The sequence below is a fragment of the Kitasatospora sp. SC0581 genome, from assembly GCF_048159585.1.
GTDB lineage: Bacteria > Actinomycetota > Actinomycetes > Streptomycetales > Streptomycetaceae > Kitasatospora.
On record NZ_JBLRWA010000131.1, the window covers coordinates 1 to 464 of the forward strand.

The following is a 464-nucleotide window of genomic DNA, read 5'->3' on the forward strand; positions in this document are numbered from 1 at the left end:
TCCGAACCGGTCTGATAAACGCCCGCCAAAGACGGCTCCTAATGCTGCCCCAAAAAGAAGGGAACTTGTCACAAAGCCTTCAGTCACTGGCGTTAAATTCAGCTCATCCTTGCGCGCCATATAAGGCAATGCGCCATTAATAACGCCTGTATCATAGCCGAAAAGCAAACCGCCAAATGTCGAAATGACTGTAATCTTTTTTAACATCCTTTTTGCGTTGCCTGTACTTTGACTACTCATTTTCTACCATCCCCATACGTAATTTTTCTAACCGATTACACCAGCTCTGCCCGGGGTATTAACGTCTCTAAATATTTCCTCCCTTTTAAGGCATATTCGAATGGATTGGCTTTAGCCGGATCCTGCTCCGCTTCGACAACACTCCAGCCCTCGTATCCGCTTTCAATAATGGCTTCCATAATTGGGCGAAAATCAATCATACCATCTCCCGGCACGGTAAAAGC

At 45.9% G+C, this 464-nt stretch carries 1 protein-coding gene and 1 pseudogene; both read right to left on the reverse strand.

Features of this window, described 5'->3' with window-relative positions; translation table 11 throughout:
• Positions 1–240 (reverse strand): MFS transporter (locus ACLWS4_RS37430; RefSeq protein WP_416876490.1); only part of this gene is annotated, 240 nt, incomplete at its 3' end.
• Positions 241–275: 35 nt separating this feature from the next.
• A pseudogene (locus tag ACLWS4_RS37435) lies at positions 276–464 on the reverse strand (myo-inosose-2 dehydratase); the annotation flags it as partial.